This is a genomic window from Treponema pectinovorum (assembly GCF_900497595.1).
Lineage (GTDB): Bacteria > Spirochaetota > Spirochaetia > Treponematales > Treponemataceae > Treponema_D > Treponema_D pectinovorum.
This window is the reverse complement of record NZ_UFQO01000001.1, coordinates 152,439-172,778: the sequence shown is the minus strand read 5'-3', so window position 1 is coordinate 172,778 and position 20,340 is coordinate 152,439. Positions and strand designations below refer to the sequence as shown.

At 35.1% G+C, this 20,340-nt stretch carries 13 protein-coding genes; 4 read left to right on the top strand and 9 right to left on the bottom strand.

All coding sequences use genetic code 11. The features are described 5' to 3' along the window. Window positions 1-9 precede the first annotated feature (9 nt). Genes FXX65_RS00765 through FXX65_RS00750 form a run of 4 tightly spaced genes read left to right on the top strand, consistent with a single transcriptional unit; the run spans window position 10 to window position 5,436 of the window. Complete coding sequence (locus FXX65_RS00765; protein ID WP_147614666.1) at window positions 10-726, top strand: DUF6675 family protein; 717 nt, start codon at window positions 10-12, stop codon at window positions 724-726. 8 nt (window positions 727-734) lie between these two features. Beyond that, entirely contained in the window at window positions 735-1,976 is a 1,242-nt protein-coding gene (locus tag FXX65_RS00760) for a class I SAM-dependent RNA methyltransferase (RefSeq protein ID WP_147614665.1), read from the top strand. 11 nt (window positions 1,977-1,987) lie between these two features. Further along, window positions 1,988-3,754 carry a hypothetical protein gene (locus FXX65_RS00755; protein ID WP_147614664.1) on the top strand — a complete coding sequence of 589 codons (1,767 nt, stop codon included), beginning with the start codon at window positions 1,988-1,990 and terminating at the stop codon, window positions 3,752-3,754. Window positions 3,755-3,813: 59 nt separating this feature from the next. After that, the gene (locus tag FXX65_RS00750) at window positions 3,814-5,436 is read left to right on the top strand and encodes a P83/100 family protein (protein ID WP_147614663.1); all 1,623 of its coding nucleotides are present in this window, start codon (window positions 3,814-3,816) and stop codon (window positions 5,434-5,436) included. A 208-nt stretch (window positions 5,437-5,644) separates the two neighbouring features. Here FXX65_RS00750 and FXX65_RS00745 read toward each other — a convergent pair whose 3' ends face one another. The 9 genes from FXX65_RS00745 to rpsF form a co-directional block, all read right to left on the bottom strand. Next, the gene (locus tag FXX65_RS00745) at window positions 5,645-5,917 is read right to left on the bottom strand and encodes a hypothetical protein (protein WP_147614662.1); all 273 of its coding nucleotides are present in this window, start codon (window positions 5,915-5,917) and stop codon (window positions 5,645-5,647) included. Window positions 5,918-6,065: 148 nt separating this feature from the next. After that, on the bottom strand, window positions 6,066-6,491 hold the full coding sequence (locus FXX65_RS00740) for a hypothetical protein (protein WP_147614661.1): 426 nt from the start codon (window positions 6,489-6,491) through the stop codon (window positions 6,066-6,068). A gap of 302 nt (window positions 6,492-6,793) precedes the next feature. Then, window positions 6,794-7,426, bottom strand: coding sequence for a hypothetical protein (locus tag FXX65_RS00735; protein WP_147614660.1), 633 nt, complete (start codon window positions 7,424-7,426; stop codon window positions 6,794-6,796). Then, entirely contained in the window at window positions 7,423-16,617 is a 9,195-nt protein-coding gene (locus FXX65_RS00730; protein ID WP_147614659.1) for a rhoptry family protein, read from the bottom strand. The genes FXX65_RS00735 and FXX65_RS00730 overlap by 4 nt, the downstream gene beginning before the upstream one ends. Before the next feature lie 258 nt (window positions 16,618-16,875). Beyond that, entirely contained in the window at window positions 16,876-18,207 is a 1,332-nt protein-coding gene (dnaB, locus tag FXX65_RS00725; protein ID WP_147614658.1) for a replicative DNA helicase, read from the bottom strand. Between the two features lie 135 nt (window positions 18,208-18,342). Further along, complete coding sequence (rplI, locus tag FXX65_RS00720; protein ID WP_147612594.1) at window positions 18,343-18,897, bottom strand: 50S ribosomal protein L9; 555 nt, start codon at window positions 18,895-18,897, stop codon at window positions 18,343-18,345. Between the two features lie 71 nt (window positions 18,898-18,968). Then, the gene (gene rpsR / locus FXX65_RS00715) at window positions 18,969-19,289 is read right to left on the bottom strand and encodes a 30S ribosomal protein S18 (protein ID WP_187107358.1); all 321 of its coding nucleotides are present in this window, start codon (window positions 19,287-19,289) and stop codon (window positions 18,969-18,971) included. A gap of 35 nt (window positions 19,290-19,324) precedes the next feature. Then, complete coding sequence (locus FXX65_RS00710) at window positions 19,325-19,816, bottom strand: single-stranded DNA-binding protein (protein ID WP_147612595.1); 492 nt, start codon at window positions 19,814-19,816, stop codon at window positions 19,325-19,327. Window positions 19,817-19,861: 45 nt separating this feature from the next. After that, on the bottom strand, window positions 19,862-20,155 hold the full coding sequence (gene rpsF, locus FXX65_RS00705) for a 30S ribosomal protein S6 (protein ID WP_147614657.1): 294 nt from the start codon (window positions 20,153-20,155) through the stop codon (window positions 19,862-19,864). Window positions 20,156-20,340: the final 185 nt, after the last annotated feature.

Below are 20,340 nucleotides of genomic sequence, written 5' to 3'. Positions count from 1 at the left end.
ATGAGCGATATGAAAAAGACAATTTTACTTGCATTTACCTTATTGCAGACAGTTTTTGCACTGAGTTCTCTGCCATTTAACTCGCGATTAACTTCAGAAGAAAGAAGAAAACTTGAAGCTGGCGAAGTGTTGATAAGAAACATAGATTCCATGAAAGAAATCTGTATTGAAGAAAATGACTCAACTTCAAAAATAATACGAACGATGAAAAAGCTTGACCCTGCATTTGTTGCAGAGGTCATTCAAGTTCGTCCATACAAAGGTAACGAAGATTTAAAAGAAAAGATAAATTCTACACTCGAAAATATTTCCGATTACGTGGGAATTCCATATTTTTCTGAGCGCCAGCAAAAATGGTACGAACTTTATTCTTCCGCGGAAATAACAAACGACAAAACAGAAGGAAATTTGCGCACTATTGACTGCATATTGGAAATGTCGTTGTTTGGGAAATTTAATTCTATGATACAAATCGAAGAAAATGAAAAATACTATTATTACGAATTAAAAAATTTGGACAAACTCGTCTATCACGAAAAATTTACCGCTGTAAAACCTCAAAAAATGTATTCATGCATAACTCTTTTTAGAGATGGCGATAATTGGGTTTTGTACGCGATTGGTGGAGTCGACTGCCCGAAAATTTGGTTTTTAAAAGACAGAATCGAAACCTCATTTATGAACAGAATTAAAACGTTCTGCAATTTTATATTCTCAAAAATTTAAAATCTAAGATGGAAAAATTTACCGTAGTTGCAGAAAAGATGGTTGCAGGCGGATATTGCCTTGCAAAACTGAACGGCAAAAATGTCTTTGTAATGTTTACAATTCCTGGCGAAAAAATAGAAATTGAAATTACAAAAGATTTTAAAGATTATTCCATCGCAAAGCTCATAAAAGTCCTTGAACCTTCCTCTCACCGCGTCTTGCCATTCTGTAGCTTTTACGGAAGTTGCGGCGGTTGCAATATGCAACACATCGAAATTGGCTACCAACGAAAGTTGAGAGCAGATTTATTAAAAGATTGTTTTGAGCGAGAAGGAATAAAAATTCCGGAGATTAAGAGCATTTTTGGCGAAGAAAAAAATTATCGCTCAAGAATACAACTTACGGACGGTGGCTTAAACGAAAGAGCAAGCAACAAGGTTTTGCCAGTGGATTTTTGTCCGATTGCAACAAGACAGATAAATGATTACCTGAATAAAACGCCTCAAGAGCAACGACCAAGCGGACGAGTTCATTTTTTTGGTGATGACAGGGTAATTTCCAAAACAGAAAGTGGATTTGAAAAACTTGTGATAGCCGACGAAACAAAAATCGATTTTTGGCAGCAAAAGCAACTGGGGAAATCAAAAAAATCAGCAAAAAACAAAGTTGTAAAGAGATTTGCCGGCACCTTAGCAAATTCAAAAAATTCCTGCACTGTCGAAATTGCAAGGAAAAGGATAGAATTTGACGTTAAAGGATTTTTTCAATCCAACATGGAAATTCTTGAAAAAACCACAAAGATTTTAACCAAAAACTTAGGTGGAAATTCAGTTTTAGATTTTTATTCTGGATGTGGAACTTTTTCAGTATTTTTAGCAGATTTATTCAAAAAAACAGTCCTCGTGGAACACAACAGAGATGCCTTAATTTATGCAGAAGCAAACTTGCTTGGGAAACCTCACGAAACGTACGGTTTAAGCGGAAAGAACTGGATTCTATCAAATGCGAAATCCGTTTTGCAACGCGATGGAGCCTTTGATGCAGTAGTAATCGATCCGCCACGAAGCGGAATGGAAAAAGAAGTCTGCCAATGGCTTTGCAAAAACAAAACTGCCCAGATACGAAGCGTTTCCTGCGATCCTTCGACCCATGCAAGAGATTGTGCTCATCTGATAAAATCAGGATATAAGCTTACTCAACTTTACCTTTTAGATTTTTATCCTCAAACAGCGCATATCGAAAGCCTTGCTTTTTTTGAATATGTTTAAAAAGGATTTTTGTGAACCAAAATAAAATATTTCTTTTAGCATTTTTTTCTCTATCGTTTTTTTTAGAAACAGCTTCAATTTTTTGCCAAAATTCAACCGCTGCTCCAATACGAACTTCCAATCTTTCAAAAGAAAAACCATCATGGCAAGCAGTAATTGGAGGAGAGGCAGTTGCTCCGGTCGCAGAAACATCCTACGGATTTGCGGTTGTAAGCGACGGCAGGCTTGTAAGCACCTGCACTTCAAAAGGAAATGTGATTTTGCAGAAGGGTGTAAAAGGAAAACCCTCCCCGTATTTTTCGTCTTGGGGCGATTTTCTCTATGCTGTTACAGAAAAAACGAACATAAATTTGATAAACCCAAGTGGACTTACAGTCTGGGCAAAAGATTGCGGTTTTGAAGTTAAAGCTTCGCCAAAACCCGGTCTTGACGGAAGAGTTTTTGTTCAAGGGGAAAACCAAATTTCGTGCTACGGATTAAAAGGAGTTCGCAAATGGAATATCCGATTGGAAAAGCCGACAAATCTTCCTTTTCAGTTTTTAAATGATAAAAGCCTTTTAGTTTTTTATTCAAATCCACAAAACTTAAAAACCGAAGCAGTGCGCATAAGCCCCTTTGGCTCTGTTTTAGAAAAAATAACTTTTGCAGGACAAGTTGCAGCGTGTCAAAGTTTTGATGATGGCGTTTTGCTCGCGTTCTCGGATGGTTCTTTTGGGCTTTGCTCTGTCGAAAACAAAACAGCAGTTTCAAAATGGGTAAAAAAACGAGATTCAAATTTAAAAATAAAGGCGATAATAACTTCATCCACCCACTCCGCACTTTTGTATAACTCAGGAAACGAATTAAAGGTTTTAATCATAAAAAATGAGGACGGAAATCTTTACAAGGAATTTTCTGTCGGTAATATAAATCTTGATGAATGCACTTTTTTGAAAAAAACAGAGCAGGGCTTTTTTGTCAGCGATAAACAAACCGCTCTTGAATTTTCGTTAGACGGAATAATCTTTTGGCAGGCAAAACTTCCCAATCCTTCAACATGGAATTACATAACCTACACGGCTTCAAACACCATTCTTTTGTGCATGAAAAACTGGGTTATAAATGCCTTTGTTATGTCACAAAATCTAAAAACAAAATCGAGCACTCAATATCAAAAAAAGCAATCGTACGATTTTGCTCTCGATGCAACTATAAATTACGAAACCCTCTCCCTTTTTAATACAGATAAAAAGACATTTGAAGACATCAAACAAAAACTGCTTCAAGGCGATTATGCAGAAGAAGAAAGAAAATTCACGAATCAAATAAAAGAACAACTTTTCCTTTATATTCAAGAAACAAATAATTCTTCAAAAAGGCGAGATTTTATCCCCTTCTATGCGACAAATCCTCTTTACACGCAGGCAGTCCTTGAATGCGTTGCACCAAGCCAGACAGAAAATTTTACGCAGGAAATAGCGACCTTAATCAAAACCGAAAAAAATCCTTTAATGCTCACTATTTTACTAAAAACTGCTGGAGAGATTGGCTACGACAGCGAAGGAATTCTTTTAAAATCGTTTGAAGAAGTGAGCAAAAATATAGTTTTCAAAAAAAATACAAAACTCTTAAAACTCCTGTGCGATTCAACATACGACATAGTTTTTTTTATGGGACGCCCAGCGTTATACAGACAAGGAAAGCAAATACTTTCAAACCTCATGTACATTCAATACGACAAGGAAATACGAGATTATGCAAGACAGACACTTTCTAAAATCATACAACTTGAACTGTAAATTCTGCAAAATCTTATTCAGCGTGATATAATCTATACGGTTTTTTACTGGAGGAATCAATGAAAATAAACAAAATATTTTTATCTTTTAGCCTGCTAATCTTTTTTGCAACAGCAGTGCAAGCGATTGAGGTTGCAGAGCGAGAATTAGAAACTGTTACGCAGGATGCTGTCGTGTTTGAAAATTACACAGGTCCTCATTCTGTTATAAATACGATAGAAGAGATAAACAAAATCGGTTCTTCAATCGCAGAGCAAATTTCAAGGAATATAGAATCGTCTGCAACGGCAGGTTCATCCGAAAAATATCAGATAATCCACGCAATCGACCCAAATGAAAAAGACAAGCTGGACGCCGATATTTTTATAATTGGCTCTACTGCAACCGTTGACCACATAAAAAATGTAAGGCGAATAATTTCATCATATCTTTCCAGCACATACGGATATTCAAAAGCAGACGCTGATACAGTTGCAACCTTTGTAACTGTGTACAATGCTGTTTATCGTGGCAAACTCGATTATTTTTCATCAAAATACAAAAAAGTTGTAACAGATAAATTGACCGCGGATAAGGCTGGAATCGCTTTGAGTTATAGGGAATGGCCAGGAAAAACTCAGATTTTAATTCCCTTAAACGATGTGCGTGGCGGTTTGAGTTCTGTTGACACTTCTGTTATTTCTGACAAACAGGTCGTAAAATCCATGCAGGAAGAAAATGACAAGGGTGTAGATTCAAGAAAACAGATGGTCGATATAAAAGAGCGCGAGGCGGAAACGGCACAGGAAAAAGCGACTCAAGCACAGAAAAAAGCGACCGAAGAAACTGCTAAGTTAAAAGAGGAACAGGCAAAAACTGTTCAGGCAACTAAAGAAGCGGAACAAGCGAAAAAGGATGCCGAACAAGCAAAGATAGCCGCACAAGAAAATCCAAAAGATAAAGAAGCTCAAAAAGTTGCTGAAGAAAAACAGGCTGTAGCCGAAGAAAAGCAAGCCGAAGCACAAGAGCAGGCACAAAAAACTCAGGAGCAGGCACAAAAAACTCAAGAAGCAAAAGAAGAAGCATCTAAAGCACAGGATATTGCAGATACAAAGAGAAGCGAAGCTCAAAGCGAAAGAACATCAATAGCACAAGACCAGCAGCAGATAATAAAAGAGCAGACAGCAAATCAAAATGCTCCAACTGTTTACGGCTTGCGTTCTATCGATGAGCTTGGAGTGATGAGTTCCTTAGTAAAAATGAATGCTCAAACTGGAAATGTAATAAAAGAATCTCCAGTAACCGTTATAAGAAGCAGAACGATATACGACACTGGCGAAAACTATGCCGCTATAGCAGGAACAAATCTTGGAAACGGTGCAGTAAAACTCGTTCTTTTAGATAAAGAAAACATGGAAATAACAAAAGAAAGCGATGAAACACTTTCTGAAACTTCGGTTTTGACAGAAAATTCTGGATTTTTGTACTGTATAATAAAAGATGGAAAGGATTATTTTTTAGGAAAGTTTACAAAAGACTTGGAAATTGCACTCAAATCTCCAGAAAAAGTTAAACCTGCAACTCCAATAACGGTAACTTCAAACGGAATTCTTGTAACAGCAATAACAGGACGTCCAATTATTTTGAGCACAAAAGACTTAAGTCGAGTAGTAGATAAAACTGAAATTTCAAACGCAAAGTAAAACGATGAAGGAAAGTTGTTCAATCCGTACAAGATTGCAACTTTTCTGCCTTTTATTGTGAAGCAAGTCTTAGACTTGAATCAAAAGAAAAAAATAAAATAAGACCACCTGTTCATCAGGTGGTTTTAATTTTCTACCCAAGAAGAGATTTTATAACTTTGAAGTGTTTCAGAATATATTTAAGTCTTATATTAACTCTAGTATTTTTTTATCGTTCTACATTAACTTCACAGGTAGAGATTTTTTTTAATGACTCTATTTTTTCTAAAATGGAGCGAATTTCATCGGAAACATATTTCTTTTCAAGGTTGTTAGATTCACAGACCTTTTTAATTTTACTATCAAAGTTTCTTAAAAGAGCAAAATTTTCAGAACGTTTTAAATTTGTAAGGCAGTTTAAAGTTAATTGATTACAAACAGAACCTGCATCTTTTTTGCATTTTCGAAAATCGGCAAAAGTTTCGATTCGCAAATTTTGCAAATAATCAATATTTATTTCAACTTCAGATTTTAATTCTTTTAATAAATATTCCTGTAAAAAGGAGGCATTTTTTTATCATCACTTAGTTTATCTAATCGATGATAAACACTTATACCAGAATTTATCAAATTTAAAATCGCTGCCATAATTACTTCCTCTTATATGTTCTAACAGCTCCAGTTCCAGCGGTCTGAATTACAAGTTCATTCTCATCTATAATGGATACAACAAAATTGACTGTAGTACCTTCTCTTAACTTACTTACATTATAATAATCTTTAACTTCGTCATAAGTTGCTATTAAAATATTACCTGAAGTTTTATAGGCTTCTTTAATCCACCACCCATTAAATTCCCTATAGGCTTTGATACTTCCATTGCTGCTAAAGGAAAGTTGTTCAGGGCCTCTGTCTGAACCACAGCCATAAGTAAAACTTCCGTCTTCGCCAAATATCATCTTATAATAAACTCCATCGCGACCCGTAGCCTTCCAAGTGCCTGTTAAATCTACTTTTTGGCGATCATCTGCACTTTTAATGATAGAATTTTTGCTGGCACCAAAACACATTGCCAAAGGACTATTTCAAGTCCTTTGCTTAGTGTACACTAGGCAAATTTTTAAACGAAAATATATCGGAAGATTTTTATTGACGATAAATGGCACAAAAAACGATAACACAATGGAGTTTCAAACCGCCCTTGTTGTTTTTTCAAAAAAATGCAGTGTAAGTCGCATAAAAACTGGGTTATAACAGCAAATGACAGACGAAACGATTAAGGTATATTAGTCTCTTACTTTTAATAAGAGCCGAAAGATATTTTCCTTTACCTCTTGAACAAAAATCTCATCAGTTTCAGAGCAACCTTTTGATAGAGTTATCTCATCTTTGTATATATCTTTTTACCTTCTGCTAGTCCTTTCAATGCGATTGGCAAATCAGATTTAAAAACATTTAATGCATTTAACTCTGGGTCTCCATATATTTTTATCTTGCCTTTGTAAGTTATAACCTCATAAGGAACATCGTATTGATTGTCTCTAGTTTCATAAGTTTTTGTCTCTACATTGTATCTTTCAAGTTGATTAAATAAGAATGTAACAAAATAAAGCTTTCGCTTTTCCTTTTTACCATCAATCAACTCTTCTCTCTCTGAACAAAACTCTATTTCTTTATATTGTATATCATCATCAATAATATAAATGAAGGTTCCGTCAGATCTGGTAGGCAGTAAATCAACTTCATGATTTATATAATAATCGTCAAGTTCTTCAATATTAAATATTCTTAGCGTTTTTGCCTGTATTTTTACGCTGTCAATAATATACTTCTTTGTATATTCAATGATTTCTTCTTCTGTCGGCTCTGCATAAGTTTCTTCCGTTGACTCTTCGTAAGTTTCTTCTACTGGCTCTTCGTAAGTTTCTTTTGTTGACTTTGCATAAGTTTCCTTCTTGCAAGATAATAAGCCTATGCATATACAAAAAATAACAAACCACTTTACTTTCATCTTTTCTTCCCCCAGCTATTTTTTTTCTTATAATCTTTTACATAATTATTTCTGTAATATCTAATCTCGATATTTCTATTATACTTATATAACCAGTCTGTATAGTCAGCATAATTTTTTTCTCTTACACCATAATCACCGCAGGATTCAAAAACATTTCCATTAGTCCTCCAATTTACAACATGATATTCTGTAATACCTGTTTTTTTTACTGTATATTTCCACCATATAACATCATTTTGTTTTAAGTCTTCCAATGTCGTGCCTTCTGGTAGTCTCGTAAAACTTGTATAATTTTCAAAGTTTTTACAATCATATTTTGCACTTATTCCATTTAAATATGTTATAAGACCAATGCAATTTATTGCTGGCGTATTTTCGGTTATCACTCCATTGCAGTCATAGGTTTCTTGATTTACATTTACTGCGTACGGTCTTCCAAGCATACTTTCGAATTTTTCTTCAATTTCTTTATTTAATTGAATTTCTATCTCTTGCTCTTTATGAGTCATGTCATAGGCTACACCCATAAGGCTTCCAACAACTGCATTAAAAAGTTTTTTAACCACTGCAACTGCCTCAGACAGAGTATTTGTCGGTTCTATGTATTTTGCAGAGTCATCTTTTGCAAACCATCCACCATCGCTTTTATAATCGAGTCCCCAAATTGTATACATATCTTTGTTGATATCTTGTTTTGTTTGTCCTGCTTCCCCGATATCTGCAATCTGTCCTGTTAAACTCTTATGATTATTTTCCCTTACCTCAGTAACTTTGCCTTCTTCACTTACCACATTAAGATTCTCTTTATCCCCATCATCTTGAACCCGTACAATCTTACCTGAAGAATTCTTTGTTACTCTCCAGTTTTGGACATCTTCTTTATTTTCTTTGTGATTATTAGTATTAAAAATTTCAGAAACGATATTTTGAGCAAAATCATAATCACCCTTTATTCCATAAGCATTTAACGCCGCGATATATCCATCAAATCCCTGTATATGTGCACCTGCTTCTGTTTTTATCCCTGCATAATGACTTGCTTCATGTGCTGCTACAGATGCTCGCTTTGCAGCAATTTCTTTTGAGTTACCTAAGAATTTTTTATTTATATTGATTGTGTTTGTCCCTTTTATATAGTTTCCGTTTACTTCTTCTGACTCAATATAGTTTACTAAAAGTTTTTCTTCCCAAATATCTTTGCCACTTTTGAGGTTCATCGCATCATTTGAATACGAAAGTAAATTTGCAATATTTAAATTTGCACTGCTCTCCACGCTCCCATATTTCCAGCTTGTAACCTTATGACTTTCCTTAAATCCTGCTATCGCTGCTGTAATGTTCCCAAAACTTATGTCTGTTCCTGCTCCTGATACTGCAAAAGTCGTTCCGTTTTCTTTACTTACATTCATTGCCAATAATCCTTGACTTAAGGTGTTCCCTCCTCCGTATTTTATGCCAAGCATATTCAAGTTAATCAAATTAAAGGTCGTGCTTCCCATTATCGAATACTCAAGGGCATTTGTTGTTAATCCACCTGCCAACGAATTTAAGGACGCCATTGCCGATGTGTTAAAGGTATTTGCGCTAAGAAGCTTCCCTGTTGAATCAAAACTGTTAATCGCAGTTAATCCATTGCTCACCAAACTGCCCACACAACTTATGCCTAAGCTTTGCCACTGGCTTTTTTCGCTCAATGCACCTGTAAAATCTGTCCAACTTGATGCACTCCAGGCAGCATTGTTTATGTTATTTGCTAAGCTCGTTGCTACACTCAAGCCTGTTCGTTTTAGCACTCCTGCCATTCCTCCTATATCTTTGAGTTTACCACCTATCGATCCTGAAGCTCCGCTTATCGCTCCTGCAACTGCGACTTTTGCAACACTCTTAAACAATTCATCTATACTCTGACCTTCTATTGCTACATCCAGCATCTCAAAGGCCAGTTCGTTTGCTGCCATTATAGCTGCACTCATAGCCATTGCGGGACCAAGAGCCGCTCCGCAAGTTGCAACTGTACACACCACACTTGCAACTATCGAAGAAAACTCCCTTATGCTCGGTCCTGGAAAAACATCGCTTGACCATAACTTTTGCTCCCACTCTGGTTTTTCGAGTTCTGCCTGCCCTTTTACTTCTTCTTGTTCGTTATCATTAAATTGCTCCATGATAACGCCTATCACTCCCTGCCCTAAGACAAGTATTCCTCTATTGTCTTTTCCATATAAAAATTTGTCAAATTCTCCTTCAACTAGAACTGTGTTCCCATTGTGTTGTCCAAATATGCTTTCATCCCAAAGGGTTATCTTGTCTTGAGCAAGGCTCTGCACCAATACAACCTGAACTCCTGTGCTACTAGATAAAAGCGATATGTATTCATCAATTTCTATAGGATTTGTGACAAAATCATTGTATAGGTTTACACTCACATCTTTTTTTACAACATTCCAAAGATTACAGTCGCTTACGATGGTCTTTTCGTATCTAGTATCGTTTTTTGCATATCCTTTTGTCCAAGCCGTTTCATCAATATAAGATGACATTCCCTCGTTCTGCTGTTGTACCTTGCTGTATGCATTTTCAGCACTTTCTTTTATTAAAACCTGTGCCCGCTGACAAGCTATTTTTGAATTATACTGGTCGATTTTTTGCGTCGTTGAGCTTGCAAGTTCTGCTGTTTTTTCTTTTATGTCGTAAAGGTCATACGAATTGTTACTAAAAAGGAGATATCCTCCCTCTTTCAAGTTTTTTAATTCGTCATTCTTGTCTTCAAGCCTAGAAGTTAAACAAGAAATATTACTCTGTCTTAAAATGTCTTCTACAAAAGAGCGTGTATCGAAATCCTCTTTTACAAGTGCGTTTTGATTTTGACCGGCTTTTATTTTTTGCCTTGCTTGATTTAACGAAGTATTTGCCGCATCTTTTGCCACATTTGTTTTTACAAGATTACGAGCTTGTGCTTCGTTATACAAATGCTCCATAAACTTTGATTTTTCCTCAAGCATTTGGGCATAACTTTCATCCCATTGACTGTTCAATTTTTCTACTTTAGACAAATACTCGTTTTGGAACGCATTAAACTTTTCGCTTAATTTCTTTTCTGCCTTCTTCCACTCTTGGATGCCTGCAAAGGCGATTTCCTTTGCCTGCTCTAAAACTGCATTTGTCTGACTCTGATACAAGGAAAAGCTCTTATTTAATTCAATTCTGTAAGCGTTTAAATTATGATTTTGCGCTTCTTCAACTTTTTCCATAACGCAGTCTATGTATTCGTTTAGTGTATTTAGAAGAGATAATTCCGTAACATTTTCATAATTTACATTTATTCCAAGCTCATCGAGTTTTTCTATATCTGCTGTAAGGTACTGCTCAAAATACGAAATTAAAGATTTTCGATACGAACTGTTGTCAACTGCATTTTTCCACAGATTTACGACTGCGCTCTTTAGTTTTTGCTTTTCTTCCTCTGTAAAGTTCTTAGTCTTTAAAGCAAAATCTATTAGGATGTCAGTCTGCTTGTAAAGCTCTTCTATTGACTTTTGATTTTCTTTAACAACTTTGTTCTTTTTTTTATCATAATCATCTGAACTAAGGTTTTGCAAAAATGCAAACGCTTTTTCTAAAGTATAACTAACTTTTTTATCTACACTTGGGGTAGAGGCTTTAGAGTCTTTATCGCTACAAGTTTCTCCGTCTTTTGTAGCAGATGTAGAAATATTCTCTTCACTTCCAGTACCGTTCTCTGCCGTAGAATTTGCTGCACTATTCTCCTGATTTTCATTTTGTTTTCCATCTTTATTCGCCTGAGATTTTGTTTTTGCCTCATCTTCCATTTTTTTTATAACAGCATTGAGCTCTTCTTTGCTCATAAAATATGCGGCATAACTTTCTCCGAACATCTTTACAACTTCATAATTTGTCTTTGGGAGTTTTTCAATGAGTTCTATAACGTTGCTGTTTGCAAAATGTTTTTCTAAAAGTGCTTTTACCTGTTCAAATGTAAGATTTTTTCCTATTGTGCTTTCATAATATTTAGTCTTAAAATTGCTTTCTGCATTTTCGTAGTTTTCCTTTGATGAAAGATATGTTTCTATCAAGGCTGTAAAAATTGATTCTTCACGATTTTTTTGCTGCTCATTTGCATTTTTTAACGCCTTTCCACATTCGTAATAAGTGTCCGCTGCCTTTGCTTTCCTTTTTTTCCATATTGTAACACCACAGATTCTTACAATATTATCATCGTAAATCTCATCCATTTCCTTTTTAAATTTGTCTAACGCTTTTTCTCTAAGATATTTATCGCTTAATTTTAATAGATAAGCCCCCATTGAAGCCGTAAAAAACAATCCTTTACATTCTTCAATAAGCGCTTTGTCTGAAAAATTGTCGTAAGCATGTTTTAATACTTCTTCTCTAAAATTATGATACTTTTTTCCAGCATCAATACCATTTATCTCATCGCTCAAAGCGCCGAGTCTAAAGTTCGAATTTTCATACGGATTGTAATTTCCAATCTTTTCTAAGTTGCTTTCCTCTTGACAAACTAAATAAAAAGAAGCAAGCAAAAGATTTCTAAAATCGTCTGTAAACTGGGCATCCTTAAAATATTCTTTATTTTGAAAAACTTTTTCAAACCATTGAACTCCTTTATTGTCGTTTTTTTCTTCAAGGTTCACTTTAAAAATCGAAGCAAGTACATTTAAATATTCACTTCCTGCCATCTGCGCTTTGTATTTGTCTTTTTCGTATTTATTTTCTACGGCTTCGATTGCGCCTAGCATTCCAGTAAGTTTTTCGTAACTATCTGTAACGTTTTTCAAGGTCGCTTCTTCTACACAATACGGATTTTCTTCCTGATTTTTACTCGCTGCTCTTAATGCCGAAAGATATGCTTTTTGAATTTCAATCTTCTTTTCAAGATTTTTTACCTTTTCCCAAGGGCAAATATATCCATTTTCTTCATCGCTATTTTTATAATCGTCGTACAGATAGACCGATTTTGCCCATTCATTTACACGAACCTTTTTTCTCCACTCAAGTCTCAATCTGTCCAGTGCCTTTAAGTTTTGGTTTACCGAATTGATTTTTAATTGATAACTATCGCAAGCACTCTTATAATCTTTAGTTTTTGTTTCTAATAAAGCAGCTTTTTCTGCAAGATTATTTTTTTTATCTTTAATAGCCGATGAAAGGTTATTCAAAGTTCCTTGGATGCTTTCGTCGTTAAATTCCTTCAACTTTTTGATTGCAATTTCGAATGAATCAACAACTTGAATAAGACTTTCTGTATAATCTTTTCTGTCTTTTTCATAGCTTGAATTAGGCTCCTCAGCTTTTAATTGATTTAATTCAAGCGTAAAATATTTTGTAGCACCTTCTTTTAGTTTTTTATAATACCCATCTATCTTGTCATCATTTTCGATTACTTCTTTTAATTGCTTTCCAAGTTCGCTATCTTTAAACCCTTCAACATCTGATTTTTTGATTTCGTCTATATATTTTAAACTATTAAGTTCTGCCTTCCACGAAGAATACGACTGATCGATAAAACTCATCACTTTTGCTAAAAATCTGTATTCAGTTGAAAGCATTTTTTCTGTAATAGCTTTTTGATATTCACTTTGAGTTTTGTCTGATTTTAATTTTCCTTTATTTTTTTTACCGTCTTGCCCATCAATATAATCATAGAATTTTTGGTCCACATTATTTATAAGTTGCAAAAGTTCCTTTTCAATATCGTCAGCAGTTTTTCCACAGTTTTGCGCATAGTTCCATGCCTGTTCATCTAAATAACATTCAAGATAATTTTCTAAGGCTTTTCGTTGCGCTGCAACTAGATAAACCTTGCCGTTTTTCTCTGTTTTTTCAACCTTTTCATATTCTCCAATTAAAGTATTTTTTTCATCTACCGTATTTACATCATTCTTTTCATCTATAACATTATCACGAGAGGTGCAAATATTTTTTAATTCATCATGATATGCAATGATTTCATTGTAAGAATTGTTTTCTTTTGTATATGTCTTTTCTCCTTTTAGTTTTTCTTGGATTATCTTGCGTGCATTTTCATATTTTTCTATGACAGAATCTGTTGTTTTAGATTTTGCTTCCTTATACAGATTTCCATCTTTTTTATTTAAAATTAAATTGAACTTTTCTGCAATTTTTCTTATCAAACTATCTGCATAATAGGCATCCGCTGAATAATTTGTGTCCGTATCGTCTGCTGTATATGCGCTCAAATGGATTTTATTGCTTCGTTTTCCATTTGAAATAAGTTTTAACTGCTCAATAACGTCCATTGCACCAGCAAAAATTTCTTCAATCACAAAATAGTACACGTCCATCCTTTCGTTTCTTTCGTAATCTGAGATGTCTGTATAACCTTCAATCGCTTCTATCTTTTTAAAACATTCCTTTATATATTGATTTACATCTTTTAAAATTGCATTATTCGAAAAATCGCTCGACAATTCTATCGTTTTTGAATGCGCTTGCTGTAAATATCTTTGTATCAGATTTTTTTGCTCATCCATTCCGTTTTGATATTTCTTGCCGATTTCTCCTGCAACCGCTTCTGCCATCTGTTTTACACAATTTTGATAAAAGCCCGCACTCTTGGAATTGTTTTTTTGTACATTTTTTAGTGTTTCTTGATATTCGAGTATCTTGTTTTTTATCTGCAATAGATAAATCTTTTTTTGAGATTTACTTTCGCTAAGGACTTTTTTCTTGTCATAATCAATCTGCGCTTGCTCAACCTCCAGTTTTGCCTTTTCTACTTCTTTTTTGACTTCGACAAGTGCGTTTTGTGCATTTTCTATATTTTTCTTGTAATCCTTTAACTTTTCTTTTTCGCTTTCATATTCGATAAGTGCTTTTTCATACTTTTCTTTCGATTTCTTTTCTTCATTATCTGTTCCTTCTTGTGAACTTCTCTTATTATCTTCTACTTCTGCGTAATCTATTATGGCCTGCTCAATATCTTTTTCTTCTTCTAAAACTTCTATATCTTTTTCTGCCTTTAAAATTTCAAGTTCAATAGTTGAAAAACCACTCTCGCCTAAACTTGAATTTTCAGAATTCTCTTTTAAAACGAGTTTTTTTGTTTCTTTAATATTATTCAATGACTCTTTTAAACTCGGAAACAAATTTTTTATGCTTTCAACCCAAAACAAAATGCTCTTGCCGCTTTCAAAAAAACTTGCGGAAATTTCAAATTCGCTTTCCCTATTTAAAACTGTTCCTTCTTTTACTGAATTTACATAATCTGTAAGTTTTTTTAACTTTTTCGCTTTAATTGAATTTTCTTTATCGCTGTCGTTTTTATATTCTTGATAATGCTGCTCAATCTTTTCTGAAAAATCGCTGTATTGATAAAGCCCAAAATATTCATCAAGTTTTTCTTTTATTTTTTCCTTTATTTTTTCGATTTTATAAAAAGCTTCTTCATCACCGTTGTTCTTCCAGTAATAGCTTTCGCTTTCTCCATCAAACTTTAGACATAAGTTTTTTATCTTTTCACTCAACTCTTTGCTGTATTTATCTATAGTTTCCTCAGATGTTTTTTTATCTTTTAATTTTTCAAAACTTATCTTTTTAGTATTTATTTCATTTTCGCTTAGAGAAATCTCGTTTGCACTGTCACCAAAATATTTTTCGACTATAGAATTGTATTCTTCGCATAAACTTTCAATTTCATCTTTTCTTTTATCTAATGCTTTACCATATTCTTTTTTTAACTTTGCAAGATGTGCTGAATATATTGATATTACTTCCTCTTTTAATTTTTCGATATCGCTATCGCTTAATTTAAATAAATCAATTTTTTTACTATTTTCTGCACCGTATAAAATCTTATACAAAATCGAATTTTCACTTTTCTTTAAAGGATTTTCATCTTCGCTAGCTTCCCCATCTTCGCTAGCTTCCCCATCTTCGCTTTTCCAATACGCATATAAGTTTTTATATTTTTCGCTCCACAAACAAACCCAGTTATCGATTTCGTCTTTTGATGTTGAAAGAAGAATCCTTAATCTCTCGTAAGCTTCCACCGCAGTTTTTAATACCTCATAGTAAACTTGTTTTTGCTTTCCCATTGCTTCTGTATACTCTAAGATTGCCGAATCCAGTTTGTCCGCAAAATCTTTGTTCTGCTTTGTAGATTGCTCTTGTAAATCTTTTATCTTTTGATTTATCTGCTTTACCCAAGAATCTTTTTTTTCGTTAAATTTTTCAAACGCTTCCTGCCATACCCTTACACTCTCTTCGTATACCTTATTTGCTTCGCCTTCAAACTTTATTCTCTCACCTAGGAACTCGGTTTCGCTTTTTTCCCATTCGTCAATCGCTCTTTCGTAGATTGACTTAAACTGCTCTAAAAAATCTTCGCTGTCAAAATCTACTGAACTCTCGTGTTTAAGCTGTGTTTCGAGAGAATTCAAGAGATTATTCACTGATTTTTGAGTTTTGCTATCTATTTGAGATATTAAATCCTTTGTATAGATTTCTGCACTTTCTTTTGCACTTTTTGCCATTGCTGATTCGTTGTCTGCATAGAATTTTAATAGAATGCTGTTCTTATATGCGTTTAATAAAAGCTCTCCTTCTTTTTTGATTTCTTCATTTTTTGCTTTTATTAAATCCTTGTTGTAATCACCCTCTGTATCTGCTTCTATGAGATATTCATCTATTATGCTCAATGCTCTTTCGTTCCAGTTTTTTATAATTTCAACATCGCTTATTGCATTGTTATTTGTAAATTTGAATTCTTCGCTTTCGCTTGCTTTTTTTAAATTCAATGTAAGCTCGGAAAAACTTCCTTTCGTTTTTTCTTTTATATACAATTCGCTTATAAAATTTACATAAGTTTTTGCCTTTATCAATTCATATTCGTTTTTTACCCTTGAATACTCTTCTGCAAGTTCTTTACTGCTCACTCCTGCGATTTCTTTATCTTTTAAAAACAGATATTCGCTTTGCCACTGACACAAAGCCTGTGTAACTCCATATTCTGCAAGTTCTAAAAACTTCTCTTCGCTTTCACTTCCGCTTGCACGCTCAAGATAATAATCCAGTTTGATTTTCCCTTTGGAAAAAGCACTTTCATACTCCACCGCAGGAACTAGAGCCAACACATATAAAGTCAAAACAAGTAATGCGGTTATTCGCATTTTTAGTTCTTTTATCATTTTTCCCCCTCAAAAAAATTGTGAAATCTTGCAATTTGGAATTCGACTTTTATTGCGATTTTTTTTTGATTTGCTTGCTATAAGATTTGCGTTGAAAGTGCAGATTCACACATTTTTGATGGAAATTTTTTGTATTATTGTTTTATGTGATGAAAAAAATAGACAGCACTTTAAAAGCTGTCCTTAGAGGGGGTAGCGGACAAGACCGCAGGAGCAAAACGACGAGGACTTGGGAGCGAGGGGGAGACTTCCCCCTCCTTAATCTTCGTTGGCTTTATTTTCAAATTTTGTATATGAAGAAAGAAAAAGCAGGTTTACGTCGCCGATTGGACCATTTCTCTGTTTTGCAACTATTAGTTTTGCATCTTGAACTGGCTCCATCTCGCCTCCTTCTGTCTTTTTGCGCTCTCGATGAATAAACATAACAACATCTGCGTCCTGCTCTATTGAACCAGAACCGCGTAACTGCGCAAGAGTTGGCTCATTGCCTTCTGCATCGCGTGCAACCTGACAAAGAGCGACAACTGGGATGTTCAATTCGCGAGCTAAACTTTTTAGAGATTTTGAAATTTCTGAAACCTGCTCATAAACTGGTGCTGAAGGATTTTGTGTCGAAATCAATCCGATATAGTCGATGAATATTATTTGAACCTGCCTTGACTGGACCATTCGCCTTGCCATTGCCCTTAAATCCAAAAGCTGCATATTTGGCGTGTCGACTATGTAAATAGGTGCGTCAAAAACCCTTCCAGCAGCATCGTTTATCTTTTGTAAGTCGTCCAGTTTCATCATACCAGATCTGATTTTGTGTCCTGGAATTCGAGCAACTTGAGACAAAAGACGCTGCCCAATCTGCTCGAATGACATTTCAAGTGAAAAAAATCCACAAGGAATTTTGTTGTTGACCGCTATATTTTCCATCATCGAAAGCGCCATTGCAGTTTTTCCCATAGAAGGTCTTGCCCCGATTATGCTCAATTCAGATTTTTGGAATCCACTTGTCATACTATCAAGTCTTGTAAATCCACAAGGAATTCCTGAATAAGAATCGTGATTATGATACTGTTGCTGAATAATTTTTGTGGTTTTATCGACAACTTCGTGCATGTCGTGAATTTGGATTGTCTGTCCCATGTCCGCTAGGGCAAAGATTTTTTTCTCTGCTTCGTCCAAAATTGCACGGCTTTCCCTTGATTCATCAAAGGCAGTCGTTTTTATCTCGGAAGAAATTTTTATTAAACTGCGTCTGGTTGCCCTGTCTAAAACAACGTGCGCGTAGTAATCGATGTTCGCAGCGGACGGAACCTCATCTGTAAGGGAAGCGATGTAAGCAGGCCCTCCAGCCTTTTCCAGCTCGTTTGATTTTGTAAGTTCTGTTTCAAGCGTTAAAACATCGCCAGAAATTCCTGTTCCAAAAAGTTTTATAAGAGCATTGTAGATTATTTGATTTTGTTGAGAATAAAAGTGTTCTGGGCGCAAAAAAGTTACTATGTCGCCAATGCTGGACCAATCTATAAGAAGAGCGCCAAGGGTTGCCATTTCTGCTTCTAAATTATGCGGAGGAATTGAATCCTTAAGTCTTTCTTCCATAAAATTTCTCCTAAAAAATTGCAATTAAAGAAAATGATTTTAAATTTGCCGCAACAAAATCAATTTTAGATAAAAAAAGCCGGAAAAAATCCCGGCTTAAAACTCGACCGAAGTTTAATCGGTTAAGAATAAAAACTATTCAGACTGCTGTTCTGCATTGGTTGCTTCTTCTGCAGGATTTTCCTGCGAAGTTTGTGCAGATTCAACTTTTTTTGAAGATTTTTCGCTAGGAGTTTCTTCTGTTGACTGTGCTTTTACGCTAATTTTAACTTCTGCATTAGAATTTTCGTAAAGGTGAATAACACAAGAATAGTTACCTGTACTCTTGATTGTAACACCAGAAATTTCGATTCTCTTGCGTTCAATAGAAAAACCATTTTTGTTGAGAAAATCCGCTACAGTCTGACTTGTTACAGCACCGTAGAGTTTTCCGTTTGCACTTGCTGGAACTGTAAGGTCAACAAGCATTGCTTCGAGTTTTTCTTTTGTACTTGCTGCATCCTTGCGTTTTGCTTCCTTACGAGCTTCAATTTCTGCTTTGCGAGTTTCAAAATACGCTACAGTTTCTGCATTGTAAGGAACCGCGAACATATGTGGAAAAAGATAGTTGCGAGCATAGCCGTTTGCAACATTTTTCACATCACCAATTTCTCCAAGATGTTTTACATCTTCGTTAAGAATTACTTTCATTTTCAAGCTCCTCTTGTATATTTAAAAGTGACGTCACCAGGAGTTGGATCGCCACTTATATAAAAAATTTCTTAGTCTGCAACAAATGGAAGAAGGCAGATTGCACGTGCTCTTTTAATTGCGAGTGCTACTTCTCTCTGATGTTTTGCACAAGTTCCTGTTATGCGGCGTGGAAGAATCTTTCCTCTTTCTGTCATAAAGCGTTTTAGACCATCTGCATCTTTGTAGTCAATCTTTGCTTTATTTGCACAGAAGCGGCAAACCTTTTTACGGAAGAATTTTTTGCCTCTGCGTCCAGTTTTATCCTCGCCTTCGCGACCGTCTGAAGCGCCCTGTATATCGGTTGCATTTACTTTCTGTTCAACTTCGTTTGTTGTCATTTCGTCTGACATATTAGTCTCCTAAAAATTTACTTAATGTAAGGACATTAAAATGGAATATCTTCTGAATATCCCGAACTATTGCCACCAAAAGAAGATTCATCAGCAGGTGGCTGGTATGATTGCTGTGGAGCAAAACCGTTGTTCTGCTGGAATTTCGGAGTATACCCCCCAGACGACTGCAAGCCGCCGTTATCCGATTTTCCACCTAAAAGCATAACGCTGTCTGCGACAATTCCTACCTTGCTGAATTTTTGACCGTCTTTTTCCCAACGATCCTGTTTTAAATAGCCTTCTACAGCTATCTGTTTTCCTTTTGTTAGATACGGCTTAAGATTTTCTGCGGTCTTACCCCAAATTGTTACATCGAAAAAATTCGCTTCGTCAACCCACTGTTCACCTTGCTTTCGACTGCGGTTTACAGCAATACTGATATTTGCACGCGCCTGTCCGTTAGGTGTGTAAGCAAAATCACGCTGGTCATTTCCTAAATCTCTAGTAAGTCTGCCTACCAAGACAACACGGTTAATATCTGTCATAAATCGCCTCCTCCAACATTTGATGAACTATCTTTGCGGATTAAACTAGTTATTTTTTTCGTCTTCAATCTTAACAAAGAGCCATTTTAGAAGGTCATTTGTTAATTTGAGTTGAGTTTCAATTTCACTGATTTTTGCAGGATTTGCACTAACTGTAAGCAAAAGAAAACGACCTCTTTTGTTTTTGTTGATTACATAAGTTAAGTCGCGATCGCCGTAAGATTCTTCTTTATCAACTGTAGCGCCAAATTTAGCAAGGACTGCACGAACTGCATCCGAAGCTGTCTTAAATTTATCTTCTTCTATAGGGAAGATAGTCATAAGTTCATACTTTCTCATTTCTGTATGTTCTCCTTATGGTCAAATGGAAGCCGCATACGCAGCCTCAAGGGGTTTAGTTAATATATCTTTTTGAGTTTTTATGGTCAATAATCTTTCGACACTTTATCGCTTATCGAAGCCCCTAGTCAAATTTATTTACAAGGTTCCTTAGAACATGCAAAAAGATTTTTTGACAGTTGCGA